The organism is Streptomyces sp. ITFR-21 (assembly GCF_031844685.1).
Classification (GTDB): domain Bacteria; phylum Actinomycetota; class Actinomycetes; order Streptomycetales; family Streptomycetaceae; genus Actinacidiphila.
In genome coordinates this window covers 243,843-258,712 of sequence record NZ_CP134605.1, presented here as the reverse complement: position 1 = coordinate 258,712, position 14,870 = coordinate 243,843, and the positions used below count along the sequence as shown (strand labels likewise).

Genomic DNA, 14,870 nt, shown 5'->3' with positions numbered 1-14,870 from the left:
GAACTCAAGATCTATGTTTACGCAACCATCAAGTATAGTGAGTCTGACTAGGCGCTTCTGATGTGTCAAGACGCAGGGGTGCGGGGGCGAACGGACACCGCCGGCGGGGGGCCGGCGGCTACGGGCGGTGTCCGATGGGCGGTGCGGTGCTGCTCCGGACGACCAGGCGGGTCGGCACGAGGGTGGTGCCCTTCTCCGCCGTGTCGTTGCGGATCTGGCGCAGTACGCTCTCCACGCAGCGCCGCCCGACCTCGGAGAAGTCCTGGTGCACCGTGGTCAGCGGCGGCATGAAGGACGAGGACTCCGGGAGGTCGTCGAAGCCGACCACGCTGATGTCCTCGGGTACCCGGCGTCCGTGTTCGTGCAGCGCGCGCAGTACCCCCAGGGCCATCTGGTCGTTCGCGGCGAAGACCGCCGTGCAGTCCGGGTCCTCGGCGATCCGGCGGCCGGCGCGGTAGCCGGACTCCGCCGACCAGTCGCCGCGCAGCGGCTCCGGGATCCCGCACCCGGCCTCGGTCAGCGTCTCGCGCCAGGTCTCCACCCGCCGCTCGGCCGAGTAGGAACCCTCCGGGCCCGCCACGTGCCAGACCGTCCTGTGCCCGAGGCCGAGCAGGTGCCGCACCGCGGCCCTGGCGCCGCCGGCCTGATCGGTGTCGACCACGCAGTAGCGGTCCCCGGCGTTGGAGTCGACCACGACGACCTGTGCGTTCGGCGGCAGTGAAACCATCGCGGCGTCGAGCAGATGCACCTCCATCAGCAGGACGACGCCGTCGACGGCGAGCTCACCGAGCCGGGTGAACGCGCCGCGCACCTCGTCCTGTGACGGCACGGTCACCGGCATCAGCGTGGTGGCGTACCCCTCCTGTGCGGCGGACAGGGAGACGGCTTCCAGGGTGCGCATGTTCCCTGTGGTGGACATGTTGAACAAGATCACGCCCAGGGTGCGGAACTCACCTCGCTTCAGCGCGCGGGCCGCGCTGTTGGGCCGGTAGCCCAACTCCTTCATCGCCGCCCGCACCTGCTGTCGGGTCGACTCCACGACCCCCGGAAAGCCGTTGGAGACGCGGGAGACCGTCTGCGAGGACACGCCGGCCAGCTGTGCCACATCCGCCATCGACGCGCCCCGCTTGCGCTGCGGCCGAGGACCCTCGGCGCGGGGGCGCGGCTCTCCGTCGGCCGGGCCGGTCTCCGTGTTCTTCTCCACTGCGGTCGCACACCTCGCTGCCCACGGACCGGCCGCGCCTCCGGCGGCCGATCGCCTGATTGTAGGCGTTGCGCGGTGTCCGGCCGGGTAGCGCAGGAGAGTATGGGTGCGCAAGCATGGTTTCACGGCGCCGGCGGGTGCTAGGGGGCCCAGTGCGGCCGCCTCCAGATCACGCCGGGCACGGCGACCAACCTGTCGGGAACCTACGAGGTCGTCAACGGCGACAGCGGCCTGGCCTCGGACACCGGCGGGGCCGGCACTGCCGACGGCACGGCGATCGTCGGGCAGACCGTCACCGGGGCCGCCGACCAGCCGTGGACTCTCACCCCGACCGGCGACGGCTGTCACACCGTCACCGGGGCGGCCGCCGGCAGGCACCGGACATCCTGCTGCCGGGTCCTGCAGCGGCACGGCTCAGCCGCCGGTGAAGCGCACGGCGAGTACCGTGTCCAGCGGAACCGCGGCGCGGTCGATGCCGGTGACGGTGACCCGCCCGTCGGTGCCGACGGTGAAGTCCAGCCGCCTGCCGGTGGCCAGTTGGCGGACTTCGGCTGCGTGTGCGCCGTCCGCGTACGGCAGCGTGAACGCGGTGCCCGGCAGGCCGGGCAGCAGGTGTGCGTAGACCGTGTCGCCGCAGTAGGTGTAGCCGACCTGTCCGTCCACCGGGTTCCACGGCCCGCCGCGGGTGCCGTAGACGGCTTCGCCGTGCTGCCGCAGGAAGGCTCCGACCCGGCGCAGGATGTCCGCCATCGGCGCGACGATGGTGCCGTGCCCGTCGGGTCCGACGTTCAGCAGCACGTTCATGTCGCGTACCCAGCTGTTGACCAGTACGGAGATGACGGAGTCGTAGTCCATGACGCCCGCGCCCCGGCTGTAGCCCCAGGTGCCGCCGATGCTGAACGTTTTCTCGGTGGGCTGGGCACGCACCGGTCCGGTCGGCAGCGCACCGCCTTCCTCCACCGCGTAGTCGCCGATCCAGCCGGAACGGGGTGTGGCGAGGATCTGCGGCTGGTTCTGCCGCACCATCCCCATCAGGCCGAGCGGCCGACCGCTGTACGGTTCGCGCTGCCCGTACCGGGGGTCCACCGGCCAGGCGTTGGCCGGGTCGCGGTAGTGGCCCGGCTCCCAGAAGAAGGCGCCGTCGGCGTCGGTGCCCTGCTGGCCCATCCAGCCGCCGTCCCACCACAGGAGGTCGAGGTCGCCGTAGCCGGTGGTGAGGGTGCGTACCTGCTCGTACACCAGCTCCTTGAGATGCCGGGCGTTGTCCCTGTTGGCCGGCGAGGTGGTGTAGCCGAACGGGTTGCCCAGGCAGTTCGTGCCCGTCCAGTCGTAGTAGCCGGGGAAGCGCCAGTTGATCGGGGAGTAGTACAGACCGGTGCGCAGGCCCAGTTCCCTGGTGGCGCGGACGAAGTCGGTGACGTAGTCGTGCCCCCACCCGGGGACGTATCCACGTGCCCCCGGGAGCTGGGCGGTGGACCACGCATCGGGATGCGCAGAGGGGAAGAGGGCCAGGCCCTCGTGGTGGCGGGTGGTCAGTACGGCGTAGCGCATGCCCGCCTCGACGGCGAGCACGGCCCAGTCGACCGGGCGGTAGGCGTCCGGGCTGAAGGCGCTCGGGCCCGGCGGGGTGACCAGGGCGCGGTACGGGTCCGGCCTGATGCCGGCGTTGTACATGTACCACTCGCCCTGCGCCGGTCCGGAATACCCGCCCCAGTGCAGGAACATGCCGAACCGGGCCTTGAGGTACCACTGCATCGAGGCGGCGTTCTGCTGGGTCAGGCCCATGTCCGTCGCGTTGCCGCGGTGCGGGGGAGGTGGCAGTACGGGGCGGGCGGACGTGCTCGCCCGCGCCGGTCCGCCGATCACGGTGATGGCGGCCGCGGCCGCCGTGGAGGCCAGAAGGGTGCGTCTGCTGGGGGAGGGCTGCCCCACGGTCATGTCGGTTCCTCGCAGATGTCGGAGACGGTGCGGGCCGGGCTGGCCGCGGCATCCGCCCGCTCGGAGGGGTCGGGCGGGGGACGCACCGGGTGCGCCGCTCGGGCGCAGCGGGTGCGTCCCGGCCGGACGCGAGCGGTCAGCGGAGTCGTCAGCCGACGCTGAAGCCCTGCTGCTTGCCGTACGCGACCGACTGGTCCTGCCACGCCTTGAGCCCATCGGCCAGCGAGGTGCCGGAGACATACGCCTTGCCGACGGTGTCGTTGAAGATCGAGTTGGCATAGACCTGATACGGCAGGTAGGACCAGCCGGGCACGACGTCCTTCGCGGACTGCGAGAAGATCCTGTTGGCCTGCTGGCCGCCGAAGTACGGGAACGCGGTGTCGAGGAACGCGGGGGAGTCCAGGTCCGCGGTGGTCGCCGGGAAGGCGCCGCCCTTGATCCGGGTCTGCACACCGGCGCCCTGGTCGGCGTACTGCAGGAAGGCGTAGGCGAGTTCCTTGTCCCTGCTCGCCTGCATGACCGCCAGTGAGCTGCCGCCGTTCTCCGCGCTGGCCTGTGCGCCGGCCTGCCACTGCGGCAGCGGTGCGGCCCGCCAGTCACCGGAGGCGGAGGCGACGCCGGAGGTGAAGTTGGCGGGCATCCACGCGCCGGTGGTCAGGGTGGCGATGGTGCCGTCGGCGAGCCCCTTGTACCACTGGTCGCTCCAGCCCGGGACCGGGGACAGCAGGTGCTGGGAGACCAGTTGCTGCCACACCTTGGTGTAGGTCGCGGTGCCCGGGTCGCTGCCGAAGTCGACGGAGACCTTGGTGCCGTCGACCTGGTACGGCTTGCCGCCGGCCTGCCAGATCAGACTGGTGGTCATCCCGGCGTCGCCGGTGTCGCTGGTGATGTACGCCTTGGGGTCGGCCTGGTGGAGCTTGCGGGCGTCATCGAGGTACTGGTCCCAGGTGGTGGGGACGGGCAGCTTGTACTTGTCGAAGACCTTCTTGTTGTAGAAGAGCGCCATGGGGCCGGAGTCCATCGGCAGGCCGTAGACGCCGCCGTCGATGTTCACGGAGTTCCACGGGCCGGGGGAGTAGGTCTTGGCCAGGTCCTTGGCGCCGTAGGGACTGAGGTCGGCGACGGACTTGCCGAGGGCGAACTGGCTGAGCGCGTAGTACTCGACCTGGGCGACGTCGGGGACGCCCTTGCCGGCCTGGACGGCGTTCTGCAGCGCGGTGTACTGGTCGTTGCCGGTGCCGGCGTTGACCAGCTTGACGTGCACCTTGGGATACTCGGTCTGGAAATCGGCGACCACCTGCTTGAGGGTCGGCTCCCACGCCCACACCGTGATCGAGCCGCCCTTGGCCAGCGCCGACCGGACCGCGTTCGCACCGGACGTCTTGCCGTCCGAGCCGGAGTCGGCACTCCCGGACGAGCCGCATGCCGTCAGCCCCAGGGCGGCGGCGGCGAGCACCGCGACACCCTGTGCCCACCGGCGAACCACTTTGTTCGTCATCTCGTTTCACTCCGTTGTACGTGGTGTTCTGCGGAGCCGGCCCCGCCGCACCGCTCGGGTGTGCCAGGGGAAGGACCAGCAGGGGGGACGTGGGGGGGCCGGCGCCGGGCGGCGCCGGTGATCACTCCTTGACGCTGCCGGCCGCCAGTCCGGACTGCCAGTAGCGCTGGAGGAGAAGGAAGGCCGCGATCAGCGGCACGATGGTCAGCAGCGACCCGGTGATGACGAGGTTGAAGACCGGCTCGCCGCCGACGGTGCGGGCTTGCGCGTTCCAGGAGTTGAGGCCGATGGTCAGCGGGTACCAGTTGGGGTCCTTGATCATGATCAGCGGCAGGAAGTAGTTGTTCCAGGTCGCGACCACGGTGAAGAGCAGCACGGTGACGATGCCGGGTGCCAGCAGCGGCAGGCTGATCCGGAGGAAGGTGCGCAGCTCGCCCGAGCCGTCCACCCGGGCCGCCTCCAGCAGCTCGTTGGGGATCGCCTCGGTGGCGAACACCCACATCAGGTACAGACCGAACGGCGAGATCAGGGAGGGGATGATCACCGCCCAGGGGGTGTCGGTCAGGCCCATCTTGCTGAACATCAGGAAGGTGGGCACCGCCAGGGCCGCGCCGGGGACCGCCACCGCGCCGATCACCACCGCGAACACCGCCCGCTTGCCGGCGAAGTCGAACTTCGCCAGCCCGTAGCCGCCCAGCACCGCCAGGAACGTCGCCCCGCCCGCGCCGGCCACCACGTACAGCAGGGTGTTCAGCAGCCAGCGGACGAAGATGTGGTCGTCGTAGGTGAAGGTCTGCCGGACGTTGTCCCACAGCGCGAAGTGGCCGCTGAACCACAGGCCGAAGGAGTCCAGCAGCCTCGGCTGGGTCTTGCACGCGTTGACGAACAGCCAGGCCAGTGGGACCAGGGTGTAGATCACCACGAGGCTGGTCAGTACCGTGAGCAGGACACTGCGGCGCGGCCGGCCGGGGGTGTGGCGGCGCGTGAGGCGCCGGGCCCGGGGCACGGGGTGAGTCCGGCGCCGGGAAGGCAGGGTGCGGGCGCTGTCGGTGACGTCGGTGACGTTGGCGGCCACGGGTTCACGCCTCCTTTCTCATGCCGCGCAGCTGCACGACGTAGGCGACGATCATCGTGACGACCCCCATGACGATCGCGACCGTCGCGGCGTAGTTGTGCTGCTGCCCGGAAAAGGACAGCGAGTACGTGTAGAGGTTCGGGGTGAAGTAGGTGGTGATGGCGTTGGGCGCCAGGGACTTGAGGATGCTGGGCTCGTTGAACAGCTGGAAGCTGCCGATGACGGAGAAGACGGTGGCGATGACCAGCGCGCCGCGGATCGCCGGGAGCTTGACGGCCGCGATGATCCGCCACTGGCCGGCGCCGTCGATCTCCGCGGCCTCGTAGAGCGACTGCGGGATCACCCGCAGCGCCGCGTAGAAGATCAGCATGTTGTAGCCGACGAACTCCCAGGTGACGATGTTGCCGATGCTGGCGAGCACCAGGCCGGGGGAGAGCGGGTCGGGCAGGCTGACGTTGAAGTGGTCGTCGATGTTCGCCACCAGGCCGAACTGCCTGCCGTACATGAAGCCCCACATCAAGGTGGCCACGACGGCGGGTACGGCGTAGGGCAGGAAGATTGAGATCCGGAAGAAGTCCCGGCCGTAGAGCCGGCCGCTGTCCAGCGCCAGGGCGACCAGCAGCGCGATGCCCAGCATGATCGGGACCTGCACCACCAGGAACAGGCCGACCCGGCCGACGCCGGACCAGAACTCGTGGTCCTGGAACGCCTGCCGGTAGTTGTCGGCGCCGACGAAGTGGTTGCCGCCGATCAACTGGTCCCGGAACAGGCTCAAGTAGAGCGAATATGCGATCGGGGCCAGGAAGACGAGGGCGAAGACGACCAGGAAGGGAGCCACGAAGCCCCAGCCGATCCATCGCCGCCCGCCGCCGCGCCTGAGTGGCGGCGCGGCGCGGCCCGCCGCTGACGGGGGCGAAACGACAGCCATGACCCATCCCCTGACCTTGTTGTTCTGACCCCGCTGCGGTCGGGCTGCGGGACGGATGATTGCGTAACCATAGCGGGTTCGAGAAGTCCGGACACCGTGGACGTTTGCGCAAACATTGATTAACGTGATGCTTACATTGCAGGTCGGTGAGCGTCAAGGGTTACGCCGAGGTTCCCCCCGGCTGTCGGACGCGGAAGCGAGAGGGGCACGGAGTGGAGGAAACAGCCGAGGACAGCCGGGTCGTCCCCGCACCGGTGCGCACTGAGCACGCCGCGGCCGGGCGCAGGCGGCGGGGCGCCTCGATGGCCGATGTCGCCCGGCTCGCGGGCGTGTCGTCGCAGACCGTCTCCCGCGTCGCGAACGGGCACCCGGGCGTGGTGACCGACACCCGTGAGCGGGTGCTGGCCGCGATGAAGCAGCTCGGCTACCGCCCGAACAGCGCGGCCCGCGCGCTCAAGCGCGGTGAGTTCCGTACGCTCGGCGTCATCCTGTTCAGCCTGTCCACCACCGGCAACGTGCGCACTCTGGAGGCGATCGCGTCCTCTGCGGCGCAGGAGGGCTACGCGATCACCCTCCAGCCGGTCGCGGTTCCGACCCAGACCGGAGTGCGTGGCGCCTTCACCCGGCTGGGCGAACTCGCCGTCGACGGGATCATCGTGATCATGGAGGTGCATCTGCTGGACGCCGCGACGATCTCGCTCCCACCACATGTGCAGGTCGTGGTCGTCGACTCCAACGCGGGTGACCGCTACAGCGTCGTCGACACCGACCAGATCGGTGGTGCCCACCTGGCCGTACGCCACCTGCTCGACCTCGGCCACGGCACCGTGTGGCACCTGGCGGGACCTGAGGGTTCCTTCGCCGCGCAGCGTCGCGAGCATGCCTGGCGGGACGCGCTGGAGGCGGCCGGGCGCACCGCGCCGCCGCCGGTCCGCGGTGACTGGACGGCCGAGTCCGGCTACCGGGCGGGGCTTCGGCTGGCCGGCGAACCCGACTGCACCGCGGTCTTCGCGGCCAACGACCAGATGGCGCTCGGACTGCTGCGCGCGCTGCACGAACACGGCCGACGGGTGCCCCAGGACGTCAGCGTCGTCGGCTTCGACGACATCCCCGAAGCCGCCTCCTTCGTCCCGCCGCTGACGACCGTGCACCAGGACTTCGCCGAGGTCGGCCGCCGCTGTGTCGAGGGCGTGCTGCGCCAGATCGCCGAGCAGACGTCGCAGCCGGGCACCGTTCTGGTGCCCACCCGGCTGACGGTGCGGGCCAGCACGGCGCCGGCCGCCGCCCGCTGACGGGTGGGCCGGGGCCGGCGGCATCGCACCGGGACGTTCAGTCCGGGCCGGGAACGGTGAGTACCGTCATCCCGCCGTCCGGCCACACCACGGTGACCCGGTGCGCGCCACCGGGCGCGGCTTGCACCGAGAGCGTGGGATCGGACCGGGGCCCGACACTCCGGTCCAAGGTGACCACCGCGGCCAGGACCTCACCGATCGGAGCCGGTCCCGTCGCGGCGAGCCAGGGCGTAGCCGTCCAGCGGGTGCGCGAGTTAGTACCGTCCCCGGTGGCCACGCCGCCCTGGTCGAAGCCGCGCAGACTGTGCACGCGCGACCGCAGTCGGGCAGTGGCCGCCTCGGCGGTCGGGCCGGGCGCCAGGCGGTCGCGGACCAGCGGCGGCGTCGTCGCGCCGACCGGCCATCCGCCGAGCCGGACCGCACGCCAGGCCGCAGCCGGGTCGGCGGCGGACCCGGGCGGCAGGTCCAGCCGCACCAGTCGCACTTCGACGCCGGCCCGGACCGCTGAGGCCACCGTCACCTGCGGACCGGGGGTCACGGTGAGGCGGCGCCCCCTCATGCGGTCGCCCGCGGCACCGTCCGGGCCGGGGCGGAAACCGCCACTGAACGCGATGCCGCCGGCGTCGTACACCTGGTACGTCCGGTGTATCCAGTGCACGAGGCCGCGGGAGGCCGCCACCAGCGTGGCCCCCGGCAGTTCTTGGGCAAAGAGCGTTCTGAAGCCGCCGCGATGGGTGGCCTGCCCGGCATGGTCCAGGACGGCGACGCTGTTGTCGATCGGCCCCTGCCACATCGGGCCGGCCGGCCGGGGCGCGGTGGCGGTGGAATAGCCGAGCCGCGAGTACCGGGGGTCGTCTGCGTGGATGTCGCCAGGGCCCGGTTGGTCGGTGCCGTGGTTGAGCACGAGCGTGATCCCGTCGGCCCGCCGGGCGGAGACGAGCCAGCCGGGCGCGGCGATCACGCGGGCGGTGTCGCCCTCCTCGATCGGCAGCGGCTGCTCCGGCTCGGTCCACACCGGGTGGTCCGCGGGCAGCAGCAGGCCGAGCATCCCGGTGGCCGCCCGGTACGGCGAGCCCGGCTCCGGGTGCCGCAGGTCGGTCCACCCGCGGCTTCGGCCGCGCGGCAGCGCTCCGTTGGGCCCGCCCGGTCCGAGGGTGCCCAACGTCGTGACATGCCGCAGCATGCCGCTGGCCGCGCGTCGCACCAGGCCGGGGGCGAGCCCTCCGGTGCCGGTCAGCGCCCCGATCCACAGCGGTGCCGCGGCGGCCAACGGGTCGGTCAGGCCCTGTCCTTGCAGCAGGGGCGTCCCGTCCGTGCTGATCAGCCGCACGGCGTCGTCCAGGCGCGCCGACAGATTCCGCTGCCACCGCCTGCGGAGGGCGGGCGGGCACAGTGCTCCCGTGGTGTCGAACAAATGCGCCCATAGTAGCGGGTGCAGGTGGGGCGCCCACTCCGTCCCGTGCTCGTATGCACGATCCCGACCCTTGCCGAACCGGCCGCCGGACCGCGGCGGCGATCCGTGTGCGGCCAGGTTCTCCCTGACCCTCTGCGCCGGTGGGTGCCCGGTGGCCTGGTGCAGGAAGGACTCCGTGACCATCAGCAGCCATTCGCGGCCGGCCTGCGGGTACGGCGCCGCGACCGCGGCGGTGAGCCAGTCCGCGGTCCGTTCCCTGACCTGGTCGTCCAGCCGGTCCCAGAGCCAGGGCCGGGTGAGTTGGAGGGCGAACGCGATCGTCGCGGCAGCCGCCGCCACCCGGACCCGGCTGCCGGGCTCCGCGGATCCGCGGGGTCGCGGCCATCGCTCGGCGGCGTGCGGGTCGGTGCCGGTGGCGAGTCCTCGCGCATAGCGCTCCAGCAACCCGGACGGGTCGGCGCCACGCTCACCCGCGACACGGAAGCCCGCGAAGATGAACGTGCGGGCCAGGCCCTCCAGGCCGCCCGGACCGTCGGGTCGACGGTTGCCGCTCGTCGGCGCCGGCAGATCGACGAAGGCGTACCCCGGTGATCGGTAGGGGTCGACCGCGGTCAGCATCCGGTCGGCGAGCGCGGTCCAGTGTGTTCGGGTCCACCCGGTGTACGGGGAGCGGCCCCGGTCCTCGGGCGGCAGAGCAGAACACATCGGAGTCTCCTTACGAGCTGCCGTGCGGGAGCGGCCGGCACCGGCCACTTCGTCCTTGTCGCGCGCGACCTCTTGACCGCGGCTCCACGCGTCCCGTACTTACACTGTCGAGACGGGAATGGTTACGCGAACATACCCTGATGCATTGGGAATTGTCTGATCAGAAGGCGGACACATGACCGACCCGGGACCGCTTGACGGTGGACCGCCGGTGATACGTGATGACCGCGTTCCGCGTATCGCCCGCGAACCGCGTCAGAGGTACGGCCTCTCACCGGAGGGCGCGCAGGGGGAGTTCCCGCGGGAGGAAACCAGGTGGGTCGGACGCTGCCGTCGGATGGGCGCGATGAAACCGCAGGTCCGGGTGCTTTCGCCGGTGGCCGCGAGCGCTGAGCCGCTGAACGGCGAACTCCTCACGAACGCGAACCGGCCCCGGCGGGGCCGGGGCCGGGTGTCCTCGATGTCCTGGTTCTGCCGGTCGACGCCTGCCTTCAGGGCGAAGCGGTCGGAGGGGATGTGCGAGCAGGCGCCGGGGCGCCGGGGATGTGCGCCGGGGCTCCGGGCCGTCAGGGACCTGACGGCGGGCCCAGACGGTGTCGCCCCGCGCGGGGCATGGACGTGGGCAAGAGTGCGACGGTGACGTTCACCGGCCCGGACCGGTCCGGGTCCGTGACGTCATCCGCGACGTCGGTATCGGCGGCTTCGAGGCGCTCTCCCCCGGGTGCAGGGGCGGACGGGCCCAGCGGAGCCGCCGGGTCCCGCCGGCTTGCGGAACGCCGTGCTCGGCGCCGCTCCCGGCGGGTGCCTCACGAAGCGGGGCCGGGGAGTGCCGCGGTGCGGATGGTCCGAAGGGCGGTGGGGAGGATGAGCTCGGGCTCGGTGGCGGCTCGCACCTCGTCGAGGCTGGTTCCCGGGGCGATTTCGCGCAGCACGATACCCCGGCCGGTGATCTCGAAGACACCGAGGTCGGTGATGACGAGGTCGACGACTCCTCTGCCGGTGTAGGGCAGTGTGCAGCGGTGGACGATCTTGCAGCTGCCGTCGCGGGCGGTGTGCTCCATCAGGACGATCACCCGCCGGGCTCCGTGCACCAGGTCCATGGCGCCGCCCATGCCCTTGATCATCTTGCCGGGAACGGTCCAGTTGGCCAGGTCGCCGGAGGCCGACACCTGCAGGGCGCCCAGAATCGCGGTGTCGACGTGGCCGCCCCGGATCATGCCGAAGGACAGCGCGGAGTCGAAGAAGGACGCGCCGGGAAGGACGGTGACGGTCTCCTTCCCGGCGTTGATGAGATCCGCGTCCTCCTCGCCCTCCACCGGGTAGGGCCCCACGCCGAGGACACCGTTCTCGCTCTCCAGCGACACATTGATCCCGGGCGGAAGGCAGTTCGGGACGAGAGTCGGCAGCCCGATGCCGAGGTTCACGTAGGAGCCGTCGGCGATTTCGAGGGCGGCCCGAGCAGCCATCTGCTCACGGGTGAGACTCATCGGTGTGCCTTCCGGGGCGGGGTGACGGTCCGCTTCTCGATGCGCTTGCCGGGGTCCGCCCCGACATGCACCACACGCTGCACGTAGATGCCCGGCAGATGCACCTCGTCCGGGTCCAACTCTCCGGGCTCGAGGAGCTCTTCGACCTCGGCGATGGCGATGCGGCCGGCCATCGCGCACAGCGGATTGAAGTTCCGGGCCGCTTTGGCGAAGATCAGGTTCCCCAGGCTGTCGCCTCTGGCGGCGTGGACCAGGCCGAAGTCGCAGGTGATCGCCTCCTCCAGGACGTAGTCCCGGCCGGCGAAGGCACGGATGTCCTTGGGCGGCGAGGCCACGGCGACGCCGCCGTCGTGGGCGTAGCGCCACGGCATGCCGCCGTCGGCGACCAGGGTCCCGATGCCGGTGGGCGTGTAGAAGGCCGGGATGCCCGCTCCGCCGGCGCGCAGCCTCTCCGCGAGGGTGCCCTGCGGGGTCAGCTCGACCTCCAGTTCTCCGGCGAGGTACTGGCGGGCGAACTCCTTGTTCTCGCCGACGTAGGAGGAGGTCATGCGGGTGATCCGGCGCTCGGCGAGCAGCACGCCGAGCCCCCAGTCGTCGACTCCGCAGTTGTTCGACACGATCTTGAGGTCGCCCACGCCCGACCGGTGCAGCGCCGTGATCAGGGCCGCCGGGATGCCGCACAGGCCGAATCCGCCGACCGCGAGGGACGCGCCGGCCGGCACGTCGGCAATCGCGTCAGCGGGACTTTTGTACACCTTGCTCACCTGGTGTGCTCCTTGTCGGTCGCGGGCCGGTCCCCGGTGGACGAGGACTGCGCACGGGCGGATTGGGTGCGGAAGGACTCGGCCAGGTGGGCAAGCAGGCGCCTCTCCGTCCTCTCCCGCGCGCCCTCGGGCCAGTCGAGGAGGCCGCCGCCGGACTTCGCGCCGAGCCGTCCGCGGTCCACCGCGTCGCGGATCAGCTCGGGGACCTCCGTCTCGTCCGACAGCGAGGGGGCCAGGTAGTCCAGGATCGAGGCGGTCAGGTCCAGGCCGATGAAGTCGGCGTTCTCCAGCGGTCCCACCGCTGCGAGGCGCGAGCCGAATGTGGTCCGGGCGACCAGGTCCACGGTTTCCGCGTCGCAGATGCCCTGCTCCACGATCGACACGGCCTCACGCAGCAGGGCGAACTGCATCCGGTTGCCGATGAATCCCGGGACGTCGCCGCCGACCTCGACCGGGGTCTTCCCGGCCGCCCGCAGCCAGCCGCTCACCAGGGCCGTGTTGGCGGCCGAGGTGAACCGACCGGGTACCACCTCCACGACGGGGACCAGGTAGGGCGGGTTCCACCAGTGCGCGCCGACCACGCGTTCCGGACGGCGGGTCTCGGCTGCGATCTCGGAGATGCGCAGCACGGAGGTATTGGTCGTCACCACGGCGTCGGGGGCGAGCCGGTCGAGCCGGGCGATCAACTCCTGCTTGAGGCGCAGACTCTCCGGAACCGCCTCGACGACGAGATCGGCGCCCGCGACCGCCTCCGCGAGCGAGTCGGCGAGCACGACCCGGACCGGTGCCTCGATGCCGAGGAGGTCGAGGTGGCCTTGGATCCGGGACGGCACCCCGCGGAGAACCTCGGGGTCGGGGTCCCAGATGCGCACGGTCGAACCGCCGAGCATGAAGACCTGCGCGATGCCGTGGCCCATGAGCCCTGCGCCCACCACGCCCACGTCGGCGGCGGGCTTGTTTGATGCGTCGTCGATCACGAGGAACTCCTCCGATGGTGGCGGGCCGCGTCGCCGTGTCTCATCCGCCGGCGTCAGGCCGGGAGCCGGCTCGGGGCGGTACCCTGTTCGATGCGGTATCCGTCCGGGGTGAAGGAGCCGTTCTCGGCCCGGAACTGGGTCATGAAATCCGGCCAGAGAGTGGCGAGTCGGCCGCTGCGGGGATGCACGTACCAGCTGCGGCATCCGCCGGTCAGCCAGACGGTGCCCTGGCTGCGCTGGTCGATGCCCGCGACGTACGCCTGCTCCGCGTCCGGATCCGGCTCCAGGGTCACGTCGTTGGCGACCACGAAGTCCAGGGCCTCTTTGATGTACGCGATCTGGGTCTCGACCATGAAGATGATCGACCCCGCGCCGAGGCCGGTGTTGGGGCCGAGCATGACGAAGAGGTTCGGGAAGCCGGAGACCGTGGTGCAGGCGAACGCCCGTCCGCCCTCGGCCCAGTGGTCGGCGAGCAGCGCCGCGTCCCGCCCGACGATCCGATGGGCGATCGGCAGGTCCGTGGCCTCGAACCCGGTCGCCACGACCAGCAGGTCGAGCTCGGTCTGCCGCCCGTCCTGGGTCCGGACGCCCTGGGCGTCGATACGTGCGATGCCCTCGGTGACGAGATCGACATGGGGCAGGGCCAGCGTCGGGTAGTAGTCGTTCGAGATGAGGATGCGCTTGCAACCGATGGCGTAGTCGGGCGTCAGGCGCGCCCGCAGGACCGGATCGTCGACCTGCGCCTCCAGGTGCTGCCGTGCGGTGGCCGCGATCTGGTCGATGAACGCGGGGACGCCGCGCCGCTGCGGGAAGCGTGATTCGTTGTCCCAGAACAACTGGTCGCGCAGCGCCTGCGCGGTGGCCGGCAGCCGGCGGAACATCCCCTTCTCCGCGCTGCTGTAGACGTAGTCCTTGCGCGGGATGACATAGGGGGCCGACCGCTGGAAGACCGTCACGTGCTCGGCCGTCTTGGCGAGTTCGGGAACGATCTGGATGGCCGAGGCCCCGGTGCCGATCACCCCCACGCGCTTGCCGGCCCAGTCGCGGGAGTGGTCCCAGCGTGCGGAGTGGAACAGGTCACCGTCGAAGGTCTCGATGCCCGGTATGGAGGGCATGACCGGGTCGGAGAGGTGGCCCGAGGCGGTGACCACCGCCTTGGAGACGTGGAATCCGTGCGGGGTCTCGACGATCCAGCGCCCGCGCTGCTCGGACCATGACGCGTGCAGCACCTCGGAGTCGAAGTGGATCAGCGGCAGCAGCCCTTCTTCCTCGGCCGTTCTCTGCAGGTAGGCGAGGATCTCGGGCTGGCCCGCGTAGACCCGCGACCAGTCCGGATTGGGGCGGAACGAGTACGAGTACAGGTGTGACTGGATGTCGCAGGCGGCGCCCGGGTAGGTGTTGTCGCGCCAGGTGCCGCCGACGGTGTCGGCCCGTTCCAGCAGGACGAATGAGTGCTGTCCGGCCCGGGCCAGCGCGGTGCCCATGCCCAGGCCGGAGAATCCCGTTCCGACGATGATGACGTCGGTCTCACTGATGGGCGCCCGGCTTTCCGGTGCGGCGAAGGTTGTCGTCTCGGGAATGGACATGA

Annotated in this window: 11 protein-coding genes and 1 pseudogene; 2 read left to right on the top strand and 10 right to left on the bottom strand. The window is 71.0% G+C overall.

Annotated features, from left to right (window positions below):
- Window positions 1-118: 118 nt before the first annotated feature.
- Complete coding sequence (locus tag RLT57_RS01150) at window positions 119-1,114, bottom strand: LacI family DNA-binding transcriptional regulator (RefSeq protein WP_311300526.1); 996 nt, start codon at window positions 1,112-1,114, stop codon at window positions 119-121.
- Window positions 1,115-1,372: 258 nt separating this feature from the next.
- On the opposite strand from RLT57_RS01150, the pseudogene RLT57_RS33210 reads away from it, so the two are divergent.
- Window positions 1,373-1,558: pseudogene (locus RLT57_RS33210) on the top strand (RICIN domain-containing protein); the annotation flags it as partial.
- A 60-nt stretch (window positions 1,559-1,618) separates the two neighbouring features.
- Here the strand turns inward: RLT57_RS33210 and RLT57_RS01145 are convergent.
- The 4 genes from RLT57_RS01145 to RLT57_RS01130 all read right to left on the bottom strand — a co-directional run bounded on the left by RLT57_RS01145 (window position 1,619) and on the right by RLT57_RS01130 (window position 6,643).
- Window positions 1,619-3,142, bottom strand: coding sequence for an alpha-L-fucosidase (locus tag RLT57_RS01145; protein WP_311295467.1), 1,524 nt, complete (start codon window positions 3,140-3,142; stop codon window positions 1,619-1,621).
- A gap of 148 nt (window positions 3,143-3,290) precedes the next feature.
- Window positions 3,291-4,640: an ABC transporter substrate-binding protein gene (locus RLT57_RS01140; RefSeq protein WP_311295466.1), complete on the bottom strand. Its 1,350-nt coding sequence runs from the start codon at window positions 4,638-4,640 to the stop codon at window positions 3,291-3,293.
- Between the two features lie 121 nt (window positions 4,641-4,761).
- Window positions 4,762-5,673, bottom strand: coding sequence for a carbohydrate ABC transporter permease (locus RLT57_RS01135; protein WP_311300525.1), 912 nt, complete (start codon window positions 5,671-5,673; stop codon window positions 4,762-4,764).
- A 46-nt stretch (window positions 5,674-5,719) separates the two neighbouring features.
- On the bottom strand, window positions 5,720-6,643 hold the full coding sequence (locus RLT57_RS01130) for a carbohydrate ABC transporter permease (RefSeq protein WP_311295465.1): 924 nt from the start codon (window positions 6,641-6,643) through the stop codon (window positions 5,720-5,722).
- Window positions 6,644-6,945: 302 nt separating this feature from the next.
- On the opposite strand from RLT57_RS01130, the gene RLT57_RS01125 reads away from it, so the two are divergent.
- Entirely contained in the window at window positions 6,946-7,935 is a 990-nt protein-coding gene (locus RLT57_RS01125) for a LacI family DNA-binding transcriptional regulator (RefSeq protein ID WP_311300524.1), read from the top strand.
- A 37-nt stretch (window positions 7,936-7,972) separates the two neighbouring features.
- Here RLT57_RS01125 and RLT57_RS01120 read toward each other — a convergent pair whose 3' ends face one another.
- From RLT57_RS01120 to RLT57_RS01100, 5 genes are all read right to left on the bottom strand, one after another.
- On the bottom strand, window positions 7,973-10,054 hold the full coding sequence (locus RLT57_RS01120) for a DUF2264 domain-containing protein (RefSeq protein ID WP_311295464.1): 2,082 nt from the start codon (window positions 10,052-10,054) through the stop codon (window positions 7,973-7,975).
- An 806-nt stretch (window positions 10,055-10,860) separates the two neighbouring features.
- Window positions 10,861-11,541 (bottom strand): CoA transferase subunit B, encoded by a 681-nt coding sequence (locus RLT57_RS01115; protein ID WP_311295463.1) that lies wholly within the window; start codon window positions 11,539-11,541, stop codon window positions 10,861-10,863.
- A complete protein-coding gene (locus RLT57_RS01110) occupies window positions 11,538-12,305 on the bottom strand; it encodes a CoA transferase subunit A (RefSeq protein WP_311295462.1) in 768 nt (255 codons plus the stop codon). Before RLT57_RS01110 ends, RLT57_RS01115 begins: the two co-directional genes overlap by 4 nt.
- The gene (locus RLT57_RS01105; RefSeq protein ID WP_311295461.1) at window positions 12,302-13,282 is read right to left on the bottom strand and encodes a 3-hydroxyacyl-CoA dehydrogenase family protein; all 981 of its coding nucleotides are present in this window, start codon (window positions 13,280-13,282) and stop codon (window positions 12,302-12,304) included. The genes RLT57_RS01110 and RLT57_RS01105 overlap by 4 nt, the downstream gene beginning before the upstream one ends.
- A gap of 53 nt (window positions 13,283-13,335) precedes the next feature.
- Window positions 13,336-14,868, bottom strand: coding sequence for a flavin-containing monooxygenase (locus RLT57_RS01100; RefSeq protein WP_311295460.1), 1,533 nt, complete (start codon window positions 14,866-14,868; stop codon window positions 13,336-13,338).
- Between the last annotated feature and the right edge of the window lie 2 nt (window positions 14,869-14,870).

Excerpts from the sequence above, each read along its gene's own strand:
- RLT57_RS01150 (WP_311300526.1), bottom strand. The coding sequence starts at position 1,114 with ATGGCGGATGTGGCACAGCTGGCCGGCGTGTCCTCGCAGACGGTCTCC.
- RLT57_RS01145 (WP_311295467.1), bottom strand. The coding sequence starts at position 3,142 with ATGACCGTGGGGCAGCCCTCCCCCAGCAGACGCACCCTTCTGGCCTCC.
- RLT57_RS01140 (WP_311295466.1), bottom strand. The coding sequence starts at position 4,640 with ATGACGAACAAAGTGGTTCGCCGGTGGGCACAGGGTGTCGCGGTGCTC.
- RLT57_RS01130 (WP_311295465.1), bottom strand. The coding sequence starts at position 6,643 with ATGGCTGTCGTTTCGCCCCCGTCAGCGGCGGGCCGCGCCGCGCCGCCA.
- RLT57_RS01125 (WP_311300524.1), top strand. The coding sequence starts at position 6,946 with ATGGCCGATGTCGCCCGGCTCGCGGGCGTGTCGTCGCAGACCGTCTCC.
- RLT57_RS01120 (WP_311295464.1), bottom strand. The coding sequence starts at position 10,054 with ATGTGTTCTGCTCTGCCGCCCGAGGACCGGGGCCGCTCCCCGTACACC.
- RLT57_RS01115 (WP_311295463.1), bottom strand. The coding sequence starts at position 11,541 with ATGAGTCTCACCCGTGAGCAGATGGCTGCTCGGGCCGCCCTCGAAATC.
- RLT57_RS01100 (WP_311295460.1), bottom strand. The coding sequence starts at position 14,868 with ATGTCCATTCCCGAGACGACAACCTTCGCCGCACCGGAAAGCCGGGCG.